Source organism: Paractinoplanes ovalisporus (assembly GCF_016834655.1).
GTDB lineage: Bacteria > Actinomycetota > Actinomycetes > Mycobacteriales > Micromonosporaceae > Actinoplanes > Actinoplanes ovalisporus.
Genome location: NZ_JAENHP010000007.1, coordinates 408,891 through 431,416 on the forward strand (window position 1 = coordinate 408,891; position 22,526 = coordinate 431,416).

Here is a 22,526-nt window from a genome sequence, read left to right on the forward strand (position 1 = left end):
ATGACCATCCGGCTGGCCGTGGACATCGGCGGCACCTTCGTCGACGCGATGGAGCTCGACACCCGTACCGGGAAGGTCCGGTTCCGCAAGGCCTCGACCACTCCGGCCAACCCGGCCGAGGGCGTGCTCAACGCGGTCGCCGCGCTCGGCACCGACCTGTCCCAGGTGGAGCTGTTCATCCACGGCACCACCCTCGGGCTCAACGCGGTGCTGGAGCGGCGGGGCGGCAACACCGGCATCATCACCAACGAGGGCTTCCGCGACATCTTCCTGATCGGCCGGGGCAACGTGCCGGCCGACCACATGTACGACTTCCGCTACCAGCGCCCGGAAAGCCTGGTGCAGCGCCGGTTCACCGCCGGCGTGACCGGTCGCTTGGACTACAAGGGCAACGTGGTCGACGAGCTCGATCCCGATTCCGTGCGGGCGGCCGCCCGGGAACTGGTCGAGAACCAGGGCGTCACGTCGATCGCGATCTGTTTCCTGCACTCGTTCCTCGACCCCGCCCACGAGCGGGAGACGGCCCGGATCATCCGCGAGGCCTACCCCGAGGTGAGCCTGTCGCTGTCGACCGACATCGTGCGCGAGTACCGCGAGTACGAGCGGACCAGCACCACCGTTCTCGAGGCGTACATCCGGCCCATCTTCGAGCGCTATGTGGACGAGCTGGAGAAGGGGCTGGCCGACCAGGGCTTCGCCGGGCGGTTCCTGATCATGCGCTCGGGCGGCGGTTCGATGACCGGCGCGGTGGCCAAGACGTCGCCCACCCACACCGTGCTCAGCGGCCCGGCCGGCGGCATCGTCGGCGCCGCCTACCTCGCCGACGAGCTGGGCCGCGACAACCTGCTGACGTTCGACATCGGCGGCACCTCGCTGGACGCCTGCGTGATCGAGAAGGGCAGCGCGGTCGCCGCGTACGAGGCTCAGCTCGAACACTTCCCGCTGCTGATTCCCACGTACGACATCCGCACGATCGGCGCCGGCGGCGGTTCGATCGCCTGGCTCGACCGTGGTCTGCTCAAGGTGGGCCCGCAGAGCGCCGGCGCCGCGCCCGGACCGGTCTGCTACGGCCGTGGCGGCACCCAGCCGACCGTCACCGATGCCGCCGTGGTGCTCGGATTCGTCGACCCCGAGCGCTTCCTGGCCGGCACCATGGGCCTGGCCGACGAGGCGGCCAAGGACGCGATCCGCGAGCAGCTGGCCGAGCCGCTCGGCCTGTCCGTGCCCGACGCCGCGGCCGGCATCTTCGACGTGCTGCTGGCCAAGACGGTGGGCGCGGTCCGGCAGATCACCGTCGAGCGCGGCCACGACCCGCGGGTGTTCTCACTGCTGGCCTTCGGCGGCGCCGGCCCTTTGCTGGCCCCGCTGCTGGCCCGCGAGATGGGCATCGGCGAGGTCCTGGTGCCGTTCGCGCCGTCCGGCTTCTCGGCCTGGGGCATGCTCTCGGCCGACATCGTCAACGACTTCTCCCGTACGGTGATGACCACGTTCGACTCCGATCTGGCTTTCCTGGAGCCGCTGTTCAAGGAGACCGAGGCCGAGGCGATCGCTTCGCTTTCCGCGCAAGGGGTTCCGGCCGGCGAGGGCGTGCTGGAGCGGCAGTTCGAGCTGCGCTACCTCGGGCAGGAACACAGCCTGATGGTGACCGTCGGCTCCACGTTGGACGCCGACGCCGTGCGCACCGCCTTCGAGGAGCTGCACCACGCGCGGTACGGCCACACGATGAGCAACCAGCTGCAGATCCTCAATTTGCGCGTACGGGGTATCGGCCGCACCGCACGCCCTTCGCTGCCCACGATTTCGTCGGGGGAGCCGGCTCAGCCCCGGACCCACCGCGACGCCTACGACTTCGGCACGCGGACGATTGTTCCGTTCGCCGTCTACGACCGCGATTCCCTGCACGCGGGGGACACCTTCCCCGGTCCCGCCCTGGTCGACGAGGGCACCTCCACCACCGTCGTGCCCAGCGGTCAGAACGTGACTGTCGACGAGCACGGCTACCTGCACGTCACGCTCGCTGAGGAGGCTGCCGAATGACCACTCTGGACGGCGCTCGCGTCGAAGTCGTGCGCAGCTATCTGCTGTCCGCGGCCGAGGAGATGCGGGCCACCCTCATCCGTACGTCGTTCAACCCGGTCATCTACGAGGTGCACGACTTCGGCCTCTCGCTCTACGACGCGCAGATGCGGCCGGTCGCCGAGGCCACCGGGCTCACCTCGTTCCTCGGCGCCAACGACTTCTCGCTGCGCAAGGGCGTCGAGTACGTAGGCGTGGAGAACCTGCACCCCGGAGACGTGGTGCTGCTCAACTACCCGTACTGGAACGCGGCCCACGCCTCCGACGCCACCCTGTTCGCCCCGGTCTTCGACGGCGCCGACCTGATCGGCTTCCTCTGCATCCGGGCCCACTGGATGGACCTGGGCGCCAAGGACCCGGGTTACGTGCTCGACTCCACCGACATGCACCAGGAAGGCCTGATCTTCCCGGGCACCAAGGTGGTCTCGAAGGGCGAACCGGTCCACGACATCCACGAGCTGCTGCGGTTCAACTCCCGCATGCCCGACGCGATCCTGGGTGACCTGCACGCCCAGATCTCGGCCATCCGGACGGGCGAGCGCCGGCTCCTGGAGATCTACGCCAAGTTCGGCCGCCCGACCGTGCTGGCCGCGATCGACCAGATCATCGCCGACGGCGAGGCCCGCACCCGGGCCGCGCTGGCCGCCCTGCCGCAGGGCAGCTGGAGCGCCGAGGACTACCTGGACGACGACGGCATCAGCGACGAGCCGGTCAAGATGCGGGTCACCGTCACCATTGCCGACGGCACGTTCCTGGTCGACTTCGCCGGATCGTCCCCGGCCGTCCGCGGCCCGATCAACATGCCGTTCGGCGCCACCGAGGCCATCTGCAAGGTCATCCTCAAGTCGCTCACCTCGCCGCACGAGCCGTCCAACGCGGGCACGGTGGCACCGCTCGAGGTACGGGCCGAGCCGGGCACGCTGTTCCACGCGGTCTATCCGCAGCCCACGTTCACGCTGTGGACCGGCATCGTCGCGTTCGAGCTGATCCTCAAGGCCCTCGCCCAGGGCATGCCGGAACTCCTGCCCGCCTCCAGCGGCGGTGACGTGCCCGGGTTCATGATGGTCGGGCTGCACCCCGACACCGGGGCGATGTTCGCGGTCAGCAACAACGACTTCGTGGGCTGGGGTGGCACCGCCGACCACGACGGCACCGACGCCGCCACCCACGTCAGCGGCAGCACCGGGCGCGGCACCCCGATCGAGGTGATGGAGGCCCGCACCGGCATGTTCATGGAGCGGGTCGAGATCCGTACCGACTCCGGCGGGGCCGGCAAGTTCCGGGGCGGCGCCGGCGTGCGACGCGAGATCAAGTTCGTGACGCCGGGCGAGTTCCTGATGGTCATCAAGAAGACCAAGACCCAGCCGTGGGCCCTCGACGGCGGCCTGCGCCCGGACGCCAACCAGATCGTGGCGTTCCCCGGCACCGACCGCGAGGAACGCATCAGCACCAAGCGCCTGACCGTGGTGCCGGGTGACCGGGTCACCCTGCTCACCGCGGGCGGCGGCGGTCACGGCCGTCCGGCCGATCGTGACCCCTTGTCGGTGAAGCGGGACGTCGCCGAGGGATACGTGTCGGCCGAGGCGGCCCGGGACATCTACGGGGTGAGCGTCGATGACTGACGGGGCCACCGTCGAGGTCATCCGCAACCACCTCGTGTCGGCGGCCGAGGAGATGCGGGCGGCACTCGTGCGGACGGCGTTCAACCCGGTCATCTACGAGGTGCACGACTTCGGCATCTCCATCTATGACCGGTCGCTGCGCCTGGTGGCCGAGTCGACCGGGCTGTCGCGGTTCCTCGGGGCCAACGACTACTCGATCCGCAAGGGCGTCGAGTATGTGGGGGCGTTGGAGAAGGGCGACATCTACGTCCTCAACTACCCGTACTGGAACGCCGCCCACTCCTACGACGCGACGATGTTCGCGCCGGTGTTCTCGGGCGACGAACTCGTGGCGTATCTCTGCATCCGCGCGCACTGGATGGATCTGGGGGCCAAGGACGCGGGCTACGTGCTGGACTCGACCGACATGCACCAGGAAGGCCTCATCTTTCCGGGTACGAAGGTGTATTCGGGCGGCGAACCGGTGCACGACATCATCGAGCTGATCCGCTTCAACTCCCGCATGCCCGACCTGGTGCTGGGCGACCTCAACGCCCAGATCGCCGCCCTGCGGACGGGGGAGCGACGGGTGGCCGAGCTGTTCGACCGCTACGGGGACGCAACGGTCAGCGCGGTCATCGACCGTTTTGTGGGCGCCGCCGAGGAGTCGGCGGCCGAAGCGGTGTCCCGGCTGCCACAGGGCAGCTGGACGGCCGAGGACTGGCTGGACGACGACGGCGTGACCGAGGACCCGATCCTCATGCGTTGCACGGTGACCATCCAGGACGGCACGTTCACCGTCGACTTCGCCGGCTCGTCGCCCGCGGTGCCGGGACCGGTCAACCTGCCGATCGGCTCGACCATCGCCACCTGCCGGGTCGCGTTCAAGGCCATCACCACCCCGGACGAGCAGACCAACGCCGGCCACTTCGCCCCGCTGCGGGTATCGGCCGAGCCGGGCACGCTCTTCAACGCCGTCTACCCGGCCGCGACCTTCACCCAGTGGACCGGCACCGTCGCGCTCGAGCTCATCTACAAGGCCCTGGCCCAGGGGATGCCCGACCGGCTGCCGGCCAGCAGCGGCGGTGACGTGCCCGGGTTCATGATGGTCGGCGTCCACCCCGACACCGGCTCGATGTTCGCGGTCAGCAACAACGACCCGGTCGGCTGGGGCGGCTCACCCGACCACGACGGCATCGGCCCGGCCAACCACCTCTGCCAGACCCAGGCCCGCAACACCCCGGTCGAGGTGCTCGAAGCGAAGACCGGCATGTTCTTCGAGCGGGTGGAGATCCGTACGGACTCGGGCGGAGCCGGCCGGTTCCGTGGGGGCTGCGGACTGCGGCGTGACATCCGGTTCGTCACCGACGGCGAGTTCCTGTCGGTCATCAAGAAGACCAGAAGCGCGCCGTGGGCGCTCGACGGCGGCCGGTCACCCGAACCGAACCAGGTCGTCGTCTTCCCCGGCACCGACCGCGAGAAGCGGGTCAGCACCAAACGCACTCCCGTCCGCGCCGGCGACCGGATCACCCTGCTCACCGCCGGTGGCGGCGGGCACGGCGACCCGGACCGGCGCGACCCGGCAGCGGTGCGGCAGGACGTTCAGGAGGGGTACGTCTCGCCCGAGGCGGCCCGGAAGGTGTACGGGGTGATCGCGTGAACCAGCTTCTCGGCAACTGCACCGTGGTGGATGCCCGGGCACTCCCGGTCAAGGACGCCGGTGTGTGGATCACCGGTGACCGCATCACGGCCGTGGGCCCGTACGGGGAAATCGCCTCTCGGGCCCGCGCGGCCGGACCGGTCGTCGAACGGGACATGGGCGGCGCGTTCGTGACCCCCGGACTGGCCAACATGCACACCCACTTCTCGTTGTCGCTGCCCGGCGGCGGTGGCAACGCGGTCAAGGACATGGGCCCGCACGACCTGGCCCTCTACATGGCCGACGGCGCCCGCCGCACCCTCGACTGCGGCGTGACAACCGTGCGCAACGTGGCCGAGAAGGACCACGCCGACTTCGCGCTGCGCCGGGCCATCAACGCCGGACGGGCGGTCGGGCCGCGCATGTACACGGCCGGCCGCGCGCTGGTCTGCACCGGCGGGCACGGCCACGAGAGCGGCGACACGATGGAGTGCGACGGGCCGGTCGGCTTCCGGCACGGGGTGCGCAGCCAGATCAAGGCCGGCGCCGACCTGATCAAAGTGATGATCTCGGGCGGGCTGGCCGGCGAGCACGAGGCGATCTCGACCCCGCAGCTGTTCGCCGACGAGATGGCGGCGGTGATCGAGACCGCGCACGCCTGGGGCCGCAAGGTCACCGCGCACGCCGGCCCGGCCGAGGTGATCGGGGCCGCGGTCGAGCTCGGGCTGGACTGCGTCGAGCACGGCTACCAGCTGACCCCGCAGGTCGCGGCGCGGATGGCCGAGAAGGGCACCGCGCTCGTACCGACGCTGCTCGTCACCCGGTGCAAGGAGTTCTTCGACGAGCTGGGCGTGCCGGAGTGGATGCAGTGCCGCTCGCTCGGCGCCGGCCCGCGGCACATCGAGAGCTTCCAGATGGCCCTCGAAGCCGGGGTGGAGATCCTGCTCGGCAGCGACATGCCGCCGTTCTGGTCGTTCGAGGGCACCAACGCCACCGTGCGCGAGCTGGAGAACCTGGCCGAGCACCTGGGCCCGGAGCGGGCGCTGCACGCCGGCACCCGCGGCCCGATCCGCTGGCTGGGACTCGAGAAGGACCTCGGCACGGTCGAGGAAGGCAAGTACGCAGATTTGATCGCCATGGACGCCGACCCGTTGGACGACACCTCGGCCTTCCGAGGGGTGCGGTTCGTGATGAAGGGCGGCGTCGTCAGCCGGGAGGACCAGCGATGAGTTTCGCCGAGATCGGGGCCGCGGCCATCGCGGCCGGCATCGACGACATGTACGCGTCGTTCCTCAAGGGCGACCGCCAGGGCTTCGACAGCCACCTGCACGACGACGTCACCACCTGGGAGACGCACCTGCCGGGGCCGCTGCGCACCCGGCGCGAGCTCGACTCGTTCCGGGACACCCGGGACGCGGCCGGGGAGCGGCCGGTGCTCGACGTGATGGCGGCCACCGAGAAGCGGATCGACGTCTGGGGCGACACCGGGGTGGCCCGGTATGTGCTCGTGACCCGGGACGCGGCCAGCGGTCTCGAACAGCACACCCGGGTCACCGACGTGCTGCGCTGCCTGGACGGCCGCTGGCGGATCGTGCACCACCACGCGGAGCTGGTCCGGCCGTGATCCGGCGGTTGATCGCGACGTCGACCGGGGAGCCGCAGGACGTGTTGCGGCTCGCCTCGGTCGACGACGACCCGCCGCCGGGGCCGGGGCAGGTCACGCTGGCGGTGCATGCGGTCGGCCTCAACTTCCTCGACGTGTCGCTGTGCCGGGGCGAGTATCCGGTGCGGCCTTCCCCGCCGATGACGCCCGGTGTGGAGGCTTCCGGGCGCGTGATCGCTGGTGACCCGGCTTGGATAGGCCGCGAGGTTGTGGCGTGCCCGGCGCTGCCTTTCGGGGCGCTCGGCGAGACCGTCACCATCGACGCCGACCTCGTTGTGGAACGGCCGCCTTCGGTGAACCCGGTGGTGGCCGCTGCGCTGCCCGTGACGTACCAGACCTCGTGGTTCGCTCTGGAACGGGCGCGGGTCAAGGCCGGGGACACCGTGTTGGTGCACGCCGGGGCGGGTGGGGTCGGCATCGCCACGATCCAGTTGGCGGTGGCCCGGGGCGCGCGGGTGATCGCCACCGCGAGCTCGGTGGAGAAGCGCGACAAATGCCGCGAAGAAGGCGCATCGATCGCGGTCGGGTATGAGGAGTTCGAGTCGGCCGCGGGCGAGGTCGATGTCGTCATCGACCCGGTCGGGGGCGATCTGCTCGGCCGCTCGCTCGACTGCCTGGCCTTCGAAGGCCGTCTGGTCAGCGTGGGGATGGCGGCCGGACCGCCACCGCCGGTCGACCCGGCGCGGCTGATCGCCCGCAACGTCGACCTCATCGGTCTTTCCTGGGGATCGCGTTACCCGTGGGCCCGGCCGGCCGAGGTGCGGGCCGCCTACGACGAGTTGTTCCGCCGCTGCGCCACGGGCGAGTTGCGGCCGTCGGTCAACCGGGTCGTCCCCCTCGACCAGGCGCCCGCCGCCCTGGCCGACCTGGCCGCCCGGCGTACGACCGGCAAGGTCATCGTGCAGGTCACCGGCTTCAACGAGGAGGCGTCATGAGCGAGATGGACATCTACGACCTGCGGGTCAGCGTCGACCGGATCGAGGGCCGGTCGGTCTGCGGCATGAACGTGGGCGACCACTTCGACCTGACCAACAGCGCGCACCTGACCATCCCCGAGGGCAGACACTTCTGCGTGTACGCCCTGGCCTCGGTGCTGCCGTTCCTCGCCGCCAAGCAGCGTGACCTGGCCGCGGGCGACTGGCTGGCCCAGGACTCGCACTTCATCTGCCCCGACCCCGAGGAGCGCCTGGTCATGAAGGTCGAGCGGACCTGCCGGCGCACCATGAACTCCGAGGACCTGACCTGATGCGTACGGAGATCGGGCTCGGTCTGCAGAGCGACAAACCGGCCGGCACGTACGCCCGGCTGGCGCGATCCGCCGAAGCGGCCGGTTTCGACGTGCTGACCGTGTTCGGCGACCTGATGTACCAGCCGCCGATCTTCCCGCTGCTGGAGATGGCCGGGGCGACCTCGCGCGTACGGCTGGGCCCGGCCTGTCTGAATCCGTTCTCGATGGCGCCGTACGAGATCGCCGGGCAGATCGCCTCCCTCGACCTCGCCTCGCACGGCCGGGCCTACCTGGGGCTGGCCCGCGGCACCTGGCTGGGCGCGGTCGGCCTGGACCAGCCGCGCCCGCTGACCGCCCTGGCCGAAACCGCCGAGGTGGTGGCCCGCCTGCTCCGCGGCGACCGCTCGTCGTACGAGGGCCGCGTGCACCGGTTGGCCGCCGACACCGTGCTCCGCTATGAGCGGCAGCGCCCCTCGGTCCCGTTGCTGATCGGCGCGTGGGGTGCTCAGGGCGCGGCGCTGGCCGGCCGGATCGCCGACGAGATCAAGGTCGGCGGCAGCGCCAACCCCGACATGGTCCCGGTGATCCGCGAGCGGCTGCGTGCGGGCGCCGACCGGGCCGGACGGCCGGTGGACGACATCGGCATCGTGCTGGGCGCGGTCACGGTGGTCGACACCGACGGCGAGGCGGCGCGGGCCAAAGCCCGTACGGAGGTGGCGATGTATCTGGCCGTGGTGGCCGACCTCGACCCGACCGTGGAACTGCCCGAGGGCTTGGTCGCCGAAGTGGCGGCGCTGGTCGACGCGGGCCGGGACGAGGAGGCGGGCAAGCTGATCCCGGACGACGTGCTCGACCGGTTCGCGTTCTCGGGCGCGCCGGAGCAGGTGGCGGCGCAGGCCCAGAAGCTGATCGACGCCGGGGTGCGGAGGGTCGAGTTCGGCACCCCGCACGGCCTCACCGATGATCGTGGGGTCGAGCTGCTCGGCGCGGAGGTCCTGCCCCTGCTGTCCCGTTAGCACATCCGGCCGCTCGGTGGGCGTTGTCCACAGCCGGGGGTTTGTCCACAGGCCCACCGACAAGATCGGCCGGCATTCGCCAGAATTAGTGGCGTGGCGGTGGCCCCCCTGGGAGGGCGGGTTTTTTTTAGTAGACACCACTGACAGCCCATGATCGTCTTGTGAGGAGCCCCGCCTGATGGACGTCCTGCTGGTGCTCGGCGCCGACCTGGTCGCCGACCGTGATCTGCTCACCAAAGTGGCCGGTGACGCGGCCTGGGACCTGGAAGTGGGTCTCCGGGTGGTCGACGCGGCCACGGCCGACGAGATCGCGGCGCACGACGGGCCGGTTGTGGTGGTGCCCGCCGACGCGGCCGCCCCCGAGAACGCCGTCCTCTACGACCTCACCGTGGCCGCCGAGCCGCTCGGGTCGCGGCACCTGCACGGGCGCGGGGTGTGGGGGCTGGCCTGGGCGATCAAGCATGCGGTGTACCGGCTCCGGCAACCGGCCGAGCGGATCGCCTACGGCGATCACGCGGAGCAATGGGCCGACGAGCGGACCCCGGGCGCGGCCACACCCACTGATCTCCCGACCGGCGCCACGGACGCCCCCTCTGTGGCGCCGGTCGGGGTTCTCATCCACGGCGGGTTCTGGCGGTCGATCTGGGCCGCCGATCTCATGGACGCGCTCGCCATCGACCTGACCGCCCGCGGCTGGATCAGCTGGAACCTGGAATACCGCCGGCCGGACCGCAACGGCTGGGCGGCCACCACCGAAGACATTGCCGACGGTGTGGCTGCGGCCCGCAAACGCCATCCGGGAGCCCCGATCGTGCTGTTCGGGCATTCGGCGGGCGGTCAGCTGGCGTTGCGCCTGGCCGCCGACGACCCGGACATCACGCTCGCCGTGTCGCTGGCGGGGGTGCTCGACCTGCAGGAGGGGCAGCGGCGGTTCCTGGGCGAGGGGGCGATCACGACCGCGCTCGGTGGCGCGCCGGCCGAGGTGCCCGAGGTCTATGCGGCTAGTGACCCGATGACCCGGCTGCCGCTGGCCTCGCCGGCGCTGCTGGTGCAGGGCAGCGGGGACAGCCTCGACCTGATCGACATCAACCGGCGGTTCGCCGCCGCCTCGGGGGTCACGCTGCTGGAGCAGCCGGGGGACCACTTCGACGTGATCGCGCCCACCTCGGCGATCTGGGCCGCGACGATGGACGCAGTCGCCAGGCGAGTTTAGGGCGGTTGGATGGCGTTATTTCACGTACGTGAACAATGATCTTCAGGATCGCCGCATGTTCAGAACAGGCGCGGGGTGACCACCGAGACCACGGTGGTCACCTCTTCGGTGTCGTTGTACATGGCGTGCGGCACCGAGGAACGCAGGTGCACGCTGTCGCCGGGGTGCAGCCGGTGCTCCACGCCGTCGACCTCGTAGAGCAGCTCACCCGAGATGACGTACGCGAATTCCTCACCGGCGTGCCCGTAAGCGTTCTCGCGCCGCCCGCCGGGAGCGATGTGCACCACCATGGGCTCGAGCACCAGCCCGGCCCCACGGTCGGACAGCATGCGGTAGGTCTGCTGGCCGGAGACGTATTGCACCGCGGCGTTCTCACCCCGGGTCAGCGTGAAATGCCGGGGCATCGGCACCACGACCGGGTCGCCGGCGCCGGGCGCGGCCGGGGCGTCGTCGAAGAAGTCGGCCACCGAATGCCCGAGCGCGCTCGCGACGCTGCCCAGCGCGGTCAGCCCGATCGACGAGATGCCCCGCTCGACCTGGGACAGGAACCCGATCGACAGACCGGCCCGGGAGGCCAGGCTGCGCAGCGTCAGGCCGCGCTGCTTGCGGAACTCGCGGATGCGCGGACCGACCTGCGCGGCCGAGGTGTCTTCCAGCGGTTCCGTCACGCGTTCGATGGTACTAAAAACGGGGCGGCGGCGCGATGGGCTGCCAGTCCAGCGGGGTGGCCAGGATCATCGTGCTGGACGGGGTGCCGTAGTTGCCGAGCCGGTCGGTGACCTCGGCGAACGCCACCATCGAGGCGGCCGCCACCTTGAGCACGCAGCACGTGTCGCCGGTGACCCGGTTGATCTCCAGCACCTCGGGCCAGGTGGCCACCTTGTCGTCGCGCAGCACGCAGGTCGGGCCGTAGCACGACATCCGGATCAGCCCGAGCACCGTACGCCCGGCCTTGGCCAGGTCGACGTGGGCGTGATAGCCGGTGATCACTCCGGTCTCCTCGAGCCGGCGCACCCGCTCGGCCACCGCCGGCGGCGAGAGATGCACCCGCCGGGAGAGCTCGCTGAACGACAGGCGTGCGTCGTCCTGCAACTCGCGCAGGAGGGCCCAGTCCATGGCGTCCATCCGGTGACCTTCCGTTCGTAAAGCGGTCCGGCAAATCTAGCCCTTGATCACGCGTTCAACGAGGTCAGCACCGTTAATTCGGCATTCCGATCGGGGCCCCGGCAACGAAATCATGGAGCGGTTCCCCGCCAGAGGAGAGATCGTGGATTCCGTGGATACAGTGCGGCCGAGCAACGCCGAGGAGCGCGACGCCCGGACGGCGCGCAACGGCGGGGCGCCCACGCTGGAGTTCGGCCGGCGGGTGCCCTACGACTCGTACGTGCACGCCAGCACCCTGCACACCCTGCAGCGCACCCTCAGCGGCGACCCGGGCGAGATGTCGTTCCTGGTCGTCAGCCAGATCATGGAGCTCTACTTCAAGCTCATCCGCCACGAGCTGGAACAGGCCCGCGACCACGTACGCGCCGATGAGGTCTGGCTCGCGGTGGCGCCGCTGAAGCGGGCCGCGCTGCACTTGGAGGGCCTGAACGCGGCCTGGCAGACGCTGCGCTGGATGACCCCGGCCGACTTCAACAAGTTCCGGGACATGCTCGGCGAGGGCTCCGGCTTCCAGTCGGCGATGTACCGTCAGGTGGAGTTCCTGCTCGGGCTGCGCACGCGCTCGCTGATGCGCCCGTTCAAGGGGACCGCGGCGTACGAGGAACTCACCGCCGCGCTGCATCAGCCGAGCCTGTGGGACGAGGTGATCGCGCTGCTCGCCCGTCACGGCTTCCCGGTGCAGTCCGAGCTGTTGAGCCGGGACGTCACCGACGAGCACGAGGCCGACCCGTCGGTGTCCGACGCGTGGGTGAAGGTCTACCGCGACACCGGCCCCGACAACCATCTGCGGCTGCTCGGCGAGGCGCTGACCGAGGTCGCCGACCGTTTCGGCGACTGGCGCTACCTTCACCTCAAGGCCGTGCAGCGCACCATGGGAGCCAAGAGCGGCACCGGTGGCTCCAACGGTCTGGCCTTCCTGCAGCGCAGCATGAGCCGCCCGGTGTTCCCGGAGCTGTGGACCTCGCGGACGGAGATGTAATGGCATTCGAAGGACTTCGCCACCTGTTCCACATCCCCCCGGCCGAGGGTGGTGACCATCCCGAGGTGGCCTACTTCGCCGGCAACTCGCTCGGGCTGCAGCCCAAGGCGACCCGGGTCGAGCTGAACGAGGACCTCGACGAGTGGGCCCGACTCGGCGTCGAGGGGCACCTGGACGCGGCCCGGCCCTGGCTGCCCTACCACGAGCTGCTGACCCAGCCCGCGGCCCGGCTCGTCGGCGCGCGGCCGTCCGAGGTCGTGGTGATGAACTCGCTGACGGTCGACCTGCACCTGCTGATGGTGTCGTTCTACCGCCCGTCCGGCGAGCGCACCCGCATCGTCATCGAGGACGCGGCGTTCCCCTCCGACAGCTACGCGGTGCGCAGTCAGGCCCGGTTCCACGGCCTCGACCCCGACACCGCTGTCGTCCGGCTCCGACCCCGGGCGGGCGAGGACACCCTGCGTACGGAAGACGTCCTGGAGTTCCTCGCGACCGAGGGCCACACGGTGGCGCTGCTGATGCTGGGCGGCGTCAACTACCTCACCGGCGAGGTCATGGACATGGCCACGATCACGACCGCCGGACGGGAAGCGGGCGCGGTCGTCGGCTGGGACCTCGCCCACGCGGCCGGCAACATCCCGCTCGCCCTGCACGAGTGGGGCGCCGACTTCGCGGCCTGGTGCTCGTACAAATACCTGAACTCGGGCCCGGGCGCGCTGGCCGGCGTGTTCGTCCACGAGCGGCACCACGGCACCGACCGGCCCCGGTTCGAGGGCTGGTGGAGCACGGAACCCGGCACCCGCTTCGAGATGACGCCGGAATCGCGGCCGCCCCGCAGCGCCGACGCCTGGCAGGTCTCCAACCCGCCGATCTTCGCGATGGGGCCGGTCCGCACGTCGCTGCGCATCTTCGACGAGGTCGGCATGCCCGCCCTCCGCGAGCGCAGCCTGCACCTGACCACCTATCTGCGCGGGCTGCTGGACGAGGTCACGGCGACCCGCCCGCTCGAAGTGATCACGCCCCGCGAGCCGGAACGGCACGGCTGCCAGCTCTCGGTGCGGCTGCTCGACGGCAACGCGGGCGCGCTCACCAAGCGGCTGCGCTTCGAGCACGGGGTCATCGCCGACGCGCGCCAGCCCGACATCGTGCGGTTCGCGCCGGTGCCGCTCTACTCGACCGAAGAGGACTGCCGGCGGGCCGCCGAGGCCCTGGCCGCGTGTGTTGAGGAGACCAAGTGAAGCATGTCGCTGTGGTCGGCGCCGGGCTGTGCGGCAGCCTGCTCGCCTGCTACCTGGGCCGCCGGGGCTACACGGTCGACCTCTACGAGCGCCGGCCCGACCCGCGGGTCACCGGCGCCGAGCGCGGCCGCTCGATCAACCTGGCGCTGTCCGAGCGGGGCATCGACGCGCTGCGGCGCATCGGCCTCGACGAGCAGGTGCTCAAGGACGCGCTGCCGATGCGGGGCCGCATGGTGCACCCGCTGCAGGGCGAGACGAACTTCCAGCCGTACAGCCTCTCGGGCGACCGGGCCATCAACTCGATCGGCCGGGGCGCCCTCAACGACGCGCTGCTCGACGCGGCCCAGGCGACCGAGGGCGTGACCATCCACTTCGACCGTCCGCTGACCGCGCTCGACCCCTCGGTGGGGACCCTCGGTTTTGCCGATGGTTCGCAGGCGAAGGCCGACATCGTGCTGGGGGCGGACGGCGCCGGATCGGCGACCCGGGGACTCCTCATGGCGTACGCGGGGGAAGGTTTCACCGAGACGGTCAGCTTCCTCGACTACGGCTACAAGGAGCTGACGATCCCGGCCCGCGACGGCGAGTTCGCGCTCGACCCGGGCGCGCTGCACATCTGGCCCCGCGGCACCTCGATGATGATCGCGCTGCCCAACCCGGACCGCTCGTTCACCGGAACCCTGTTCTGGCCCAACGCCGGCACCGGCAGCTTCGCCTCGCTGGGCAGCCCGGCCGCGGTCGAGCGCCACTTCCGGCAGAACTACCCCGACCTGCTCGAGCTGATCCCGAACCTGGTCGATGACTACCGGCACAACCCGGTCGGCCTGCTCGGCACCGTGAAGTGCGCGCCCTGGCAGATGCTGGGCCGGGTCGGGTTGATCGGGGACGCCGCGCACGCCATCGTCCCGTTCTACGGCCAGGGCGCCAACGCCTCGTTCGAGGACGTGGTCGAGCTCGACCGCTGCCTCGACGCCACCGGCGACAACTGGGCCGAAGCGCTTCCCCTGTACGAACGTGGCCGCCGCGAGAACTCCGAGGCGATCGCCGAGATGGCCCTGGCCAACTTCGTCGAGATGCGTGACAAGGTGGCCGACCCGTTCTTCAAGGCGGGCAAGAGCGTCGAGCACACCCTGGAACGGCTGCTGCCCGGCAAGTACGTGTCGCGCTATGAGCTGGTCTCGTTCTCCACCACCCCGTACGCGGATGTCCGGCGCCGGGTCAAGAAGCAGCACCAGGTGCTCGGGGCCGTCGCGGGAACCCTGGTCGGTCTCGCGGCCGCCGCGCTGATCCGGAGGTTCACCCGATGACCGTGGACCCGCCCCTGCTGCGCAACTTCATCGCCGGCGAGTTCCGCCCGGCCACCACCACCTTCGCCAAGGCGTCCCCGGTCACCGGCGAGACGGTCTTCTCGGTCACCGAGTCGGAACGGTCCGACGTGGACGACGCCGTGGCCGCCGCCCGGGCCGCCGTGCGCGGGCCGTGGGGCCGCACCACCGAGCAGGAACGCGCCGCGGTCATGCGCCGCATCGCCGACGAACTCGAGCGCCGCTTCGAAGACCTGGTCACGGCCGAGGTCACCGACACCGGAAAGACCTACACCCAGGCCCGTACGCTCGACATCCCGCGCGGCGCGGCCAACTTCCGGGCGTTCGCCGACGTGGTGGCCGCGACCGGCACCGAATCGTTCACCACGGCCACCGCCGGCGGCGGGCGCGCGCTCAACTACGCGGTCCGCAAGCCGATGGGCGTCGTCGCGATCATCGTGCCCTGGAACCTGCCCCTGCTGCTGCTCACCTGGAAGGTCGCCCCCGCCCTGGCCTGCGGCAACGCCGTCGTGGTCAAGCCCAGCGAGGAGACCCCGGCCTCGGCCACCGTGCTGGCCGAGGTGATGGCCGCGGCCGGCGTGCCCGAGGGCGTGTTCAACCTGGTGCACGGGCACGGCCCGCAGGCGGCCGGGGAATGGCTGACCACCCACCCCGACGTCGACGCGATCACCTTCACCGGCGAGTCCGCGACCGGCTCGGCCATCATGCGGGCGGCCGCCCCGGGCGTGAAGCCGGTGTCGTTCGAGCTCGGCGGCAAGAACGCGGGACTGATCTTCGCCGACGCCGACCTCGACGCGGCGGTGGCCGGCAGCGTGCGGTCCAGCTTCACCAACGGCGGGCAGGTCTGCCTGTGCACCGAACGCCTGTACGTGCAGCGGCCGGTGTTCGACGAGTTCGCCGAGCGGCTCGCGGCGCGGGCCAAGGAGCTGACCTACGGCTGGCCGTCCGACGAGACCACCGGAACCATGCCGCTGATCTCCAAGGCGCACCGCGACAAGGTGCTCGGCTACTACGACCTGGCCAAGGCCGAGGGCGCGACCGTGCTGGCCGGCGGGGGACTGCCGCACTTCGGCGACGCGCGCGACGGCGGCTCCTACATCGAGCCCACCGTGATCACCGGGCTCGGTCAGGACGCCCGTACGGTCCGGGAGGAGATCTTCGGCCCGATCTGCCACATCGCGCCGTTCGACGACGAGGACGAGGCCTTCGCGCTGGCCAACGACAGCGCGTACGGGCTGGCCGGAACCGTCTGGACCCGCGACGTGGGCCGGGCCCTGCGGGCCGGCGCGCAACTCGACGTGGGGCTGGTCTGGGTCAACACGTGGTTCCTGCGCGACCTGCGCACCCCGTTCGGCGGCATGCGCGCCTCGGGCGTGGGCCGCGAGGGTGGCCGGCACTCGCTCGACTTCTACTCCGAATACACCAACGTCTGCTTGGACATGTCATGACTTCACTGGCCGTTCTTTTGGACAATGCGTTGACCACCGCCACCGAACTGCCCGGCGGCGGACGCGACATTCCGGACCCGTACGCGGTGCAGCGCGAGCTGGTCGACCTGCGGCTGGCCCGCGGCGAGACGGTCGTGGGGGTCAAGCTGGGCCTGACCAGCAAGGCCAAGATGCGGCAGATGGGCGTCGACTCGGTCATCTGGGGCTGGCTCACCGACGCGATGGCGATCGAGGACGGCGGGGTGCTCGACCTCGGCCCGCGCATCCATCCCAAAGTGGAGCCGGAAGTCGCTTTCCTCGTACGCGGTGGGGCGATCGCCGCCGTGGCCCCGGCCCTCGAGGTGATCGACTCGCGGTGGCTCGACTTCAAGTTCACGCTCGACGAGGTGATCGCCGACAACACCTCGGCCGCCGGATTCGTGGTCGGTGCGTGGCAGCCCCTCCCCGGCAATGTGGACAGCCTGGGCGTGCAGCTGATCCTGGACGGCGAGGTGGCCGAGACCGGCTCCACCGCGGCGATCCTGGGCGATCCACGGGAGGCGTTCGCGGAGGCGCTGCGGCTCGCGGGCACGCTCGAGGACGACTGGATCGTGCTCGCCGGTGCGGCCACCGCGGCCGTGCGGGTGGGGCCCGGTCAGACCGTACGGGTGGAAGTCGAGGGTCTGGGAAACGCCTCGCTCAAGGCCTCGTCATGAGCGGGCGGCTCGTGGAGGGCAAGGCGGCCCCGCGTGGCAAGTTCCCGCATGTGAAGGTGGCCAACGGGTTCGCCTTCGTGAGCGGGACCAGCAGCCGGCGGCCGGACAACACGATCGCCGGGGCCGAGGCCGACTCACTGGGGACCGCGACGCTCGACATCGCCGTGCAGACGCGCGAGGTCATCAAGAACATCGCCGACATCCTGGCGTCGGTCGGGGCGTCGCTCGACGACGTCGTCCAGATCACCACCTACCTGGTCAACATGAACGACTTCGGTGGCTACAACAAGGTCTACGCCGAGTTCTTCGACTTCGACGGGCCTTCCCGTACGACCGTGGCCGTGCACCAGCTGCCCCACCCCCATCTTCTGATCGAGATTCAAGCAGTGGCCGCTCTGCCCGTTCCGTCGTCGTCCAAGGAGGCGTCATGACCGATCCGATCAACTTCCCCGGCTGGATCGAGGACAACAAGCACCTGCTCAAGCCGCCGGTCGGCAACAAGCAGATGTTCCCGACCGGCGACGACTTCATCGTCATGGTGGTCGGCGGCCCCAACGCCCGGACGGACTTCCACGTCGACCCCTACGAGGAGTTCTTCTATCAGGTCAAGGGCAACATGCACGTCAAGACGATGACCCCGGACGGCCCGAAGGACGTGCACATCCGCGAGGGCGAGATGTGGGTGCTGCCGGGCAACACCCCGCACTCGCCGCAGCGCCCCGAGGCCGGCTCGATCGGCCTGGTCGTCGAGCGGGTCCGCGAGGAGGGCACCCTGGAGAAGTTCCAGTGGTACTGCTTCGAGTGCAACCACCTCGTGCACGAGGTCGAGCTCCAGGTGCGCGACATCGTCGAGGACCTGCCGCCCGTCTTCACCGCTTTCTACGAGGACGAGAAGGCCCGCACCTGCGGCAACTGCGGCGCGCTGCACCCGGGGAAGGGCTGAGGCTTGACTATCGACGTGCACACCCACGTCGTGCCGAAGGGCTGGCCGGACCTCGAAGCCGCGTGCGGCGGCACCGGCTGGCCCTGGCTCAAAGTGGAGTCGGAGCGGGAAGCGATCATCATGATCCGCGACACCGAGTTCCGGCGGATCGACTCGTCGTGCTGGGATCCGTCCGTCCGCCTGGCCGACATGGACCTGGACGGCATCGAGCGGCAGGTCGTCTCGCCGACACCGGTGTTCTTCGGCTACGACCGCACTCCGGCCCAGGCCGTGGCGTTGTCGCGGATCTTCAACGACCTCACGTTGGAGGTCACCGCGGGCAATGACCGGTTCGTGCCGTTCTGTCAGGTGCCGTTGCAGGACCCGGCGGCCGCCTGCGCCGAACTCGACCGGTCGATGGCCAACGGGCACGTCGGGGTCGAGATCGGCAACCACGTCGGCGACCAGGACCTCGACTCGGCCGGCATCGTGGAGTTCCTGCAGCACTGCGCGGCCGTGGGCGCCCCGGTGTTCGTGCACCCGTGGGACATGCCGGAGGGGCCGCGGCTCGACCGCTGGATGGCGCGCTGGCTCACCGGCATGCCGGCCGAGACCCACCTGTCGGCGCTCGCGCTGATCCTGGGCGGAGTGCTCGACCAGGTGCCCGAGACGCTGCGGCTGTGCTTCGCCCACGGCGGCGGCAGCTTCCCGTACTGGCTGGGTCGGGCGGACAACGCCTGGCAGCAGCGGGGGGATGTCGTACGGGGAAGGTCGACCCGCCCGCCGAGCGCCTACACCGACCGCGTCTACGTCGACTCGGTGGTCTTCAGCGAGCCCGCGCTGCGACTGCTGGTCGACACGATGGGCGAGGAGCGGGTGGTGGTCGGCAGCGACTACCCGTACCCGCTGGGTGAGCGGCCCGCCGGCAACGTCGTACGGACGGCGTCGTTCCTCACCTCGCCGCAGCGGGACAAGATCCTCTCGGCCAACGCGAGGCGCTTTCTGTTCGGCTGAAGTGTGGCGTACGTCATTATTTGTTGCCGGGTGTCAACCAAAATGGGCTCAGCTGCGTCTGGGGTGGCGTGAGCTTTACTCGGGTGCGCGCCTTGTTCGTCGTCGGCTTTCTCGTTGTGGCCGCGATCGTGGTCACGGTCGTCGCGGTGGTCCGCGACACCCAGGCCAATGCAGCGGTCGGTCAGGAGTGCCCAGCGGGCGCGCCCAGGGTGAGCCTCACCCTGCCCGACGAGGCGGCCCAGGTGAAGCTGCGGGTGCTCAACGGCACCCGCACGCCGGGCGTGGCCGAGAAGGTCACCGAGGAGTTCAAGAACCGCGGCTTCGTCATGCAGAAGCCCGGCGACAACAGGAACAAGCTGGCCGGCATCGCGGTGGTGCGCTACGGGCCCAAGACGGTCGGCGCCGCCCAGTGGATCCGGGCCTACTTCCTGGGCGAGGCTGAGCCGCAGTACAGCTCCTCGCGCACCAGCGACGTCATCGACATCGTGATCGGCAACAGTTACCGGCAGCTGGCCACCTACACCGAGGTCAACCAGTCGCTGGCCCAGCTCAGCGAGCCCACGCTGCCCCCGGGCACGTGCGAGGCGCCCTGACGCTCAGCTGCCTCAGCGGCGTGCCGAACGGACTGGAGAGTATTCGCTCCGGGGTGGCTTTTGTCCGTTCATCAGCGTCACGTCACGCGTGACCGGGGGCCGGCGCCCGACCTGGCCGGGTTCCGCGAGGTCGAGCAGGCCGCGCGGCTCCTCGGCAGCGGCCGGCAACGCGGCGTCCACCGGCGGACGCTGCTGCTCTACGCGGTCTGGTCGGCCGGGCTCTTCGTCGCCTATCTGGTGGCGCCGCAACTCGGGCTGATCGTCTACGGCCCGGTCATCGTCTCCACGATCATCGCCATGATCGTCGGCATCGTGCGCAACCGGCCCCGCCGCCGCCTGCCCTGGGCGCTGCTCACCGGCGCCTACGCGGCGTTCGCGGCCGGCTCGCTGGTCGCCTACGCCAACATCGGCGCCTTCCCGTCCTCGGCCGACGTGGTCTTCATCGTCGTCTACCTGCCCCTGCTGATCACGGCCCTGATCACGCTGACCCGCTCGGGCGCCACCGTCCTCGACCGGGCGAGCGCCCTCGACGCCGTGATCCTCACCATCGGCGCCGGATACATGGCCTGGACGTTCCTCATCCAGCCGTTCCTGACCCGCCCCGACCTGCCCGTGCTGACCAAGCTGGTCTCGATCACCTATCCGTTGACCGACGTGCTGTTGCTGGCGCTGCTGGCCCGGATCGGTCTCGGGGCGGTGCGCACCGCCAGCGCCCGCCTGCTGATCTGTTCGGGCCTGGGGATGCTGACGGCCGACACGATGTACGGCCTGATGCGGCTCAACAGCGGCTTCTCCCTCGGCGGCCCGACCGACCTCGGCTGGCTGCTCTTCTATCTCTGCGGCGGGCTCGCCGTCCTGCACCCGTCGATGGTGCGCCTCACCGAACCCCAAGTTCTTTCCCGTACGCAGGTGTCGCTGCGCCGTGGTGTGCTGACCGTGGCCTCGCTGCTCGCCCCGGCCGTGCTGCTGATCCAGGCCCTGCGCGGCCCGGTGGTCGACGGGGTGCTGATCGCCGTCGTCTCGGCCGGGCTGATCCTGCTCGCGCTGGCCCGCACGGCCACGGTCGCGACCAGCCTGCGACAGACCCTGGGCCGGGAGCGCGAACTGCGCCAGGCCTGCGAGTCGCTGCTGGCCTGCTCGGACACCGCCGCCGTGACCGCCGTCCTGCAGAACGCGGTCGGCCGGCTGCTGCCCGACGACACCCGCCATCAGGTCTCGCTGCTGCCCTCCTCGGACGGGCCCTTCCCGGCGCCGATGGAGCTGACCCCGGACGGGCTGGACGGCTTCGACCTGACCCTGCGCTGCCCGCTCGGCGTGGGCGGGACCCGCATCGGTGAGCTGCTGGTCGGCGGCGACGAGGCCGGCCTGGTCGAACTGCAGGAGTCGCTGCCCGTGCTGGCCGGGCAGGCGGCCACGATGATCGACCGGATCCGGCTCAGTGACGAGAACGAGCGGCGGTCCCGCGCCTACGTCGATCCGCTCACCGGGCTCGGCACCCGGCTGCGCTTCACCGACGACGTGGCCGACGTGGTGACCGGCGGCCGGTTCGGGGCGGTGCTGCTGGTCAACGTCGACGACTTCCGCGCGGTCAACGACACCCGGGGCCACCAGGCCGGCGACGACCTGCTGATCGCGCTGGCGGGCCGGCTGACCGAGCTGATCGGCGACCGGGGCCGGGTGTCCCGGCTCGGCGCCGACGAGTTCGGGGTGGTGGTGCCCGACGCCGGGGACCCGGCCGCCCTCGACGAGCTGGCCGGGCGGCTGGTGGGCATCCGGGTCGGTGCCCGTCTGCGGGCCGGGGTGGCGACGACCCTCGACGACGGCACCGCTACCGAGCTGATCAGCCGGGCCGACGTCGCCCTGGGCAGCGCCCGCGAGGCCGGCGAACCCCGGTGGCGGCGCTACGACGCCTCCCTGCACGCCCAGGTGCTCGACCGCAGACAGCTGCTGGCCGAGCTCACACAGGCGGTGGCCGACGGCGGGCTGCGGATGGACTACCAGCCGATCGTCGAGCTGGGCTCCGGCCGTACGGTGGGCTTCGAAGCTCTTGCCCGATGGCCGCACCCGGCCCGGGGCATGGTGTCGCCGGTCGAGTTCATCCCGGTGGCCGAGGAGTCCGGGCTGATCATCGAGCTCGGCGCGTGGGTGCTGCACACCTCGGTGCGCGAGGCGGCGTCGTGGGACAGCGGCCACTACGTGAGTGTGAACGTGTCGGTCCGCCAGTTCCACGCGCCCGGCTTCGTCGAGCGCGTGCACCGCGAGCTGGCGAGCAGCGGCCTGCCCGCCGGACGGCTCACGCTGGAGATCACCGAGAGCCTGCTGCTGGGCGACCAGGACCAGATCCACGCGGACCTGGCCCGGTTGCGGGCGGCCGGCATCCGGGTGTCGATCGACGACTTCGGCACCGGGTACTCGTCGCTGAGCTACCTGCACCGGGTTCCGGTCGACACGTTGAAGCTCGACAAGTCGTTCGTCGACACCATCACCACCTCGCCCCAGCAGCACGACCTGGTGCGCGGGATCCTGCGGATGGCCGACACGTTGTCGCTGGCGGTGGTCGCCGAAGGGATCGAGACCGAGGAGGAGCATCGCCTGCTCCGCGAGGCCGGATGCGCGTACGGGCAGGGGTTTCTCTTCGCCCGCCCGCTCACCGGGGCCGACGCCCGGGCCCGGATGCGGTCCGAGGCAGGATAGTCGTCCGGCCCCCAGCCA

21 protein-coding genes are annotated in these 22,526 nt (G+C 70.7%); 19 read left to right on the plus strand and 2 right to left on the minus strand.

Features of this window, described 5'->3' with window-relative positions; genetic code table 11:
* The 9 genes from JIG36_RS24060 (at nucleotide 1) to JIG36_RS24100 (ending at nucleotide 10,436) form a co-directional block, all read left to right on the plus strand.
* Nucleotides 1-2,037: a hydantoinase/oxoprolinase family protein gene (locus JIG36_RS24060; RefSeq protein WP_203378618.1), complete on the plus strand. Its 2,037-nt coding sequence runs from the start codon at nucleotides 1-3 to the stop codon at nucleotides 2,035-2,037.
* Nucleotides 2,034-3,698, plus strand: coding sequence for a hydantoinase B/oxoprolinase family protein (locus JIG36_RS24065; protein WP_203378619.1), 1,665 nt, complete (start codon nucleotides 2,034-2,036; stop codon nucleotides 3,696-3,698). The genes JIG36_RS24060 and JIG36_RS24065 overlap by 4 nt, the downstream gene beginning before the upstream one ends.
* Complete coding sequence (locus JIG36_RS24070) at nucleotides 3,691-5,337, plus strand: hydantoinase B/oxoprolinase family protein (RefSeq protein WP_203378620.1); 1,647 nt, start codon at nucleotides 3,691-3,693, stop codon at nucleotides 5,335-5,337. The genes JIG36_RS24065 and JIG36_RS24070 overlap by 8 nt, the downstream gene beginning before the upstream one ends.
* Entirely contained in the window at nucleotides 5,334-6,545 is a 1,212-nt protein-coding gene (locus tag JIG36_RS24075) for an amidohydrolase family protein (RefSeq protein ID WP_203378621.1), read from the plus strand. The genes JIG36_RS24070 and JIG36_RS24075 overlap by 4 nt, the downstream gene beginning before the upstream one ends.
* Nucleotides 6,542-6,940 (plus strand): nuclear transport factor 2 family protein, encoded by a 399-nt coding sequence (locus JIG36_RS24080; RefSeq protein WP_203378622.1) that lies wholly within the window; start codon nucleotides 6,542-6,544, stop codon nucleotides 6,938-6,940. The genes JIG36_RS24075 and JIG36_RS24080 overlap by 4 nt, the downstream gene beginning before the upstream one ends.
* Nucleotides 6,937-7,914: a quinone oxidoreductase family protein gene (locus JIG36_RS24085; protein WP_203378623.1), complete on the plus strand. Its 978-nt coding sequence runs from the start codon at nucleotides 6,937-6,939 to the stop codon at nucleotides 7,912-7,914. Before JIG36_RS24080 ends, JIG36_RS24085 begins: the two co-directional genes overlap by 4 nt.
* Nucleotides 7,911-8,225, plus strand: coding sequence for a TIGR04076 family protein (locus tag JIG36_RS24090; protein WP_203378624.1), 315 nt, complete (start codon nucleotides 7,911-7,913; stop codon nucleotides 8,223-8,225). Before JIG36_RS24085 ends, JIG36_RS24090 begins: the two co-directional genes overlap by 4 nt.
* Nucleotides 8,225-9,223, plus strand: coding sequence for an LLM class flavin-dependent oxidoreductase (locus JIG36_RS24095; protein ID WP_203378625.1), 999 nt, complete (start codon nucleotides 8,225-8,227; stop codon nucleotides 9,221-9,223). The genes JIG36_RS24090 and JIG36_RS24095 overlap by 1 nt, the downstream gene beginning before the upstream one ends.
* 178 nt (nucleotides 9,224-9,401) lie before the next feature.
* A complete protein-coding gene (locus JIG36_RS24100; protein WP_203378626.1) occupies nucleotides 9,402-10,436 on the plus strand; it encodes an alpha/beta hydrolase family protein in 1,035 nt (344 codons plus the stop codon).
* A gap of 59 nt (nucleotides 10,437-10,495) precedes the next feature.
* Here JIG36_RS24100 and JIG36_RS24105 read toward each other — a convergent pair whose 3' ends face one another.
* Entirely contained in the window at nucleotides 10,496-11,104 is a 609-nt protein-coding gene (locus tag JIG36_RS24105) for a helix-turn-helix domain-containing protein (RefSeq protein WP_307872890.1), read from the minus strand.
* A 13-nt stretch (nucleotides 11,105-11,117) separates the two neighbouring features.
* Nucleotides 11,118-11,561, minus strand: a complete 444-nt coding sequence (locus JIG36_RS24110) for an Lrp/AsnC family transcriptional regulator (RefSeq protein ID WP_203378627.1) — start codon at nucleotides 11,559-11,561, stop codon at nucleotides 11,118-11,120.
* Nucleotides 11,562-11,673: 112 nt separating this feature from the next.
* Here JIG36_RS24110 and JIG36_RS24115 point away from each other — a divergent pair, with 112 nt between their 5' ends.
* The 10 genes from JIG36_RS24115 (at nucleotide 11,674) to JIG36_RS24160 (ending at nucleotide 22,508) form a co-directional block, all read left to right on the plus strand.
* The gene (locus JIG36_RS24115) at nucleotides 11,674-12,579 is read left to right on the plus strand and encodes a tryptophan 2,3-dioxygenase (protein WP_203378628.1); all 906 of its coding nucleotides are present in this window, start codon (nucleotides 11,674-11,676) and stop codon (nucleotides 12,577-12,579) included.
* On the plus strand, nucleotides 12,579-13,817 hold the full coding sequence (kynU, locus tag JIG36_RS24120) for a kynureninase (RefSeq protein WP_203378629.1): 1,239 nt from the start codon (nucleotides 12,579-12,581) through the stop codon (nucleotides 13,815-13,817). The genes JIG36_RS24115 and kynU overlap by 1 nt, the downstream gene beginning before the upstream one ends.
* On the plus strand, nucleotides 13,814-15,124 hold the full coding sequence (locus JIG36_RS24125; RefSeq protein WP_203378630.1) for an FAD-dependent oxidoreductase: 1,311 nt from the start codon (nucleotides 13,814-13,816) through the stop codon (nucleotides 15,122-15,124). The genes kynU and JIG36_RS24125 overlap by 4 nt, the downstream gene beginning before the upstream one ends.
* On the plus strand, nucleotides 15,121-16,590 hold the full coding sequence (locus tag JIG36_RS24130; RefSeq protein ID WP_203378631.1) for a 2-hydroxymuconic semialdehyde dehydrogenase: 1,470 nt from the start codon (nucleotides 15,121-15,123) through the stop codon (nucleotides 16,588-16,590). The genes JIG36_RS24125 and JIG36_RS24130 overlap by 4 nt, the downstream gene beginning before the upstream one ends.
* Complete coding sequence (locus tag JIG36_RS24135; protein WP_438870753.1) at nucleotides 16,572-17,285, plus strand: 2-keto-4-pentenoate hydratase; 714 nt, start codon at nucleotides 16,572-16,574, stop codon at nucleotides 17,283-17,285. The genes JIG36_RS24130 and JIG36_RS24135 overlap by 19 nt, the downstream gene beginning before the upstream one ends.
* Nucleotides 17,282-17,716 (plus strand): RidA family protein, encoded by a 435-nt coding sequence (locus tag JIG36_RS24140; RefSeq protein ID WP_203378633.1) that lies wholly within the window; start codon nucleotides 17,282-17,284, stop codon nucleotides 17,714-17,716. The genes JIG36_RS24135 and JIG36_RS24140 overlap by 4 nt, the downstream gene beginning before the upstream one ends.
* Nucleotides 17,713-18,228, plus strand: coding sequence for a 3-hydroxyanthranilate 3,4-dioxygenase (locus JIG36_RS24145; protein ID WP_203378634.1), 516 nt, complete (start codon nucleotides 17,713-17,715; stop codon nucleotides 18,226-18,228). The genes JIG36_RS24140 and JIG36_RS24145 overlap by 4 nt, the downstream gene beginning before the upstream one ends.
* A 3-nt stretch (nucleotides 18,229-18,231) precedes the next feature.
* The gene (locus tag JIG36_RS24150) at nucleotides 18,232-19,221 is read left to right on the plus strand and encodes an amidohydrolase family protein (RefSeq protein WP_203378635.1); all 990 of its coding nucleotides are present in this window, start codon (nucleotides 18,232-18,234) and stop codon (nucleotides 19,219-19,221) included.
* A gap of 83 nt (nucleotides 19,222-19,304) precedes the next feature.
* The gene (locus JIG36_RS24155) at nucleotides 19,305-19,814 is read left to right on the plus strand and encodes a LytR C-terminal domain-containing protein (protein WP_203378636.1); all 510 of its coding nucleotides are present in this window, start codon (nucleotides 19,305-19,307) and stop codon (nucleotides 19,812-19,814) included.
* 60 nt (nucleotides 19,815-19,874) lie between these two features.
* Nucleotides 19,875-22,508 (plus strand): putative bifunctional diguanylate cyclase/phosphodiesterase, encoded by a 2,634-nt coding sequence (locus tag JIG36_RS24160; RefSeq protein ID WP_203378637.1) that lies wholly within the window; start codon nucleotides 19,875-19,877, stop codon nucleotides 22,506-22,508.
* Nucleotides 22,509-22,526: the final 18 nt, after the last annotated feature.